This is a genomic window from Candidatus Cloacimonadota bacterium, assembly GCA_011372345.1.
Classification (GTDB): Bacteria; Cloacimonadota; Cloacimonadia; order Cloacimonadales; family TCS61; genus DRTC01.
This window is the reverse complement of sequence record DRTC01000286.1, coordinates 1-2,402: the sequence shown is the minus strand read 5'-3', so window position 1 is coordinate 2,402 and position 2,402 is coordinate 1. Positions and strand designations below refer to the sequence as shown.

Annotated in this window: 3 protein-coding genes; 1 reads left to right on the top strand and 2 read right to left on the bottom strand. The window is 32.3% G+C overall.

What is annotated here, in order from left to right; genetic code table 11:
* Together ENL20_05575 and ENL20_05570 are read right to left on the bottom strand one after the other, a co-directional pair.
* Positions 1–752 (bottom strand): site-specific DNA-methyltransferase (locus ENL20_05575; GenBank protein HHE38026.1); only part of this gene is annotated, 752 nt, incomplete at its 3' end.
* A gap of 161 nt (positions 753–913) precedes the next feature.
* The gene (locus ENL20_05570; protein ID HHE38025.1) at positions 914–1,702 is read right to left on the bottom strand and encodes a hypothetical protein; all 789 of its coding nucleotides are present in this window, start codon (positions 1,700–1,702) and stop codon (positions 914–916) included.
* Positions 1,703–1,848: 146 nt separating this feature from the next.
* Between ENL20_05570 and queD the strand changes: the two genes are divergently transcribed.
* Positions 1,849–2,217 (top strand): 6-carboxytetrahydropterin synthase QueD, encoded by a 369-nt coding sequence (queD, locus tag ENL20_05565; protein HHE38024.1) that lies wholly within the window; start codon positions 1,849–1,851, stop codon positions 2,215–2,217.
* Positions 2,218–2,402 lie beyond the last annotated feature (185 nt).

The window sequence follows — 2,402 nt, the reverse complement described above, 5'->3', positions numbered from 1 at the left end:
TTGAAAATACTATAAAACTCTTTTTCTTTCTCTCTACCATATTTCCATTCATCGATTTCTTTATTTCGAACTTCATATTTAAAATCTGGAGTTGGAAAGTATCTGTTATTAAATTCTGCCAATTCATTTAAGAGTTTTTTTTCAAATAACACAGAATTTGAATTATGGATAAATTCGGCATATCGATGAGTTATATTCCTGATCTCATTTTTTAATTCGACAAAATCATATTTTCCTATTTTTGTGTTTGTAATTTGAGTATTAAATTTAGAAATATCTATCCCAATCGCATTAATTCCCAATTCGTTTGCTTGCACTAAAGTTGTGCCACTGCCGCAAAACGGATCTAAAATAATATCATTTTTGTGGAAATAAACCTTTTGTTTAAATGAGTCAGTATGTTCATCCAAAAAGTATTCAACCAGTTGCGGAATGAATTTTCCTTTGTAAGGATGAAGGCGATGCACATGTTTGGTTGTATCTTTTTCTTTATATTGGTCAAAGGATAAAGCCCAATTTAAGTCGTTCCCTAACTTTTGTTTCCATTTATGTTCTTTTTTTCCGATATAGGAATCGTAATATTTCAATAAATCTATTTTTTTCACTCTCGTTTCTGAATTATTCCCAATTTTTCTTACTCTTCCATATTGGATAAGATAAGAAATATTTGAAGCGGTAATGTTCCTCCGCAAATACTCCGAAGCCCACTTACTAGCTTCTTTAATCGTCATTAATTCAGCAAAATTTGACATTATTCTATCTCCAAAAATCAAAAGTTAAAAGCAGTTTTTCAATTATTATTGTCAATTGATAAATTGAATTTTTATATAGAAAAAATGCAAGAGCATTGAAACGAGTAAAGTTGGTAAGTTTAGTTTATCCGTGTTAATCCCTGAAATCCGTGAGCAAAAAATCAATTATCAAACAACTCGAACTCATCCATTCTCAAATAATATGTCTCAAGTAAAATATAAGAAAGCGGAATTGTAACCAGTAATCCCAAACCGATCAGAGCTGCACCGACAATATTTAAAACAAAAACGAAAAATGCGATATAGAACTGCTGCCAGCGAGTTTCCTTGCCGGCTTTATAAGAAACAATTATAGCTTTAATCGGATTCATCTTTTTCCTGATCATCAAGATCGGAGCCGGAACGATGATCGCAATCCAGTATAAAACCATGATCAACCGCACAATATGAAGGATTGGATCGACAGCAATATTCAAGGCATATCCGGTACAGATAATTTTCATCAAAGCGAAATAAATGATGTTGATCAAAGTAAATAGAAAAAACATCGGATAATACTTTATTTTACTGAAAAACATATTGATCTTGAAGTGGTTAGAAATAAAATTTTCCTCAAATGAGAGCGGAATAAGAGCAAAAGGAACGACGATCAACAAAGCAACATTTGTCTTGATATAATGACCTCTCGTGAAATATACTGCCAGTCCGATCAAGAGAAAAGCTGTTAAAATTATAAATATCGAAAACGGATAAAATTTCGCTTTTACCGGTTTGAATTCGCTCCAAACCTGTTTCAGATTCTTTTTCGCGGATAAAGGTCCGGAAAGTGCTTCTGTCGGTTCTCCGCATTTATGACAGAATATCTGATGTTCCTTTAATTTTTCATTGCAGAATCTGGTTACTAATTTTCCGCTTCCGGTTCTTTCTCTGATCTTTCCTTTGCACTTCATATTTTTCCTCGAAATTTTCTCAATTTTTGAGAGGAAATTCAAAGACACCTGTTTTTTGTCAAATATTAAAGTTCCTTTTAAAGTTCTTTACAAGATTTTACAGGAAAAAATTATTCATTCCGAACATTGGAAAAATTGAGGAAAATATGTATAAATTGAATGTAATTTCGCATTTCTCTTCCGCTCATAAACTCGAAGATTATGACGGGAAGTGCAAAAATCTGCACGGACATAACTGGAAAGTTCGAGTTACTGTTCAGTGTGATAAAACAGATAAGATCGGGCTGGCAATCGATTTTGGGATCATAAAAAAATATTTGAAAGAAATAATCGATAAATTAGACCATCAGTATTTGAATGAACTGGATTATTTCAAAGATACAAATCCCACTTCTGAAAATATCGCAAAGTTTGTTTTTGAAGAGTTTTCAAAAAAAATAAATGATGAAAATTGTCGAACTTCTGAAATAGAAATATGGGAATCTGAAAAATCTTCGGTAATTTATTTTGAGTGAGTTTTTGCCACAGAGTCACAGAGGACACAGAGAAGAAAAAAAAAGAAAAAAAAGAAAAAATCTCTGTGCTCTCCGTGTCTCTGTGGCAAGAAAAATGAAAATGAAAAAAATCTCTGTGCTCCCCGTGTCTCTGTGGCAAGAAAAATGAAAATGAAAAAAATCTCTGTGCTCTCCGTGTCTCTGTG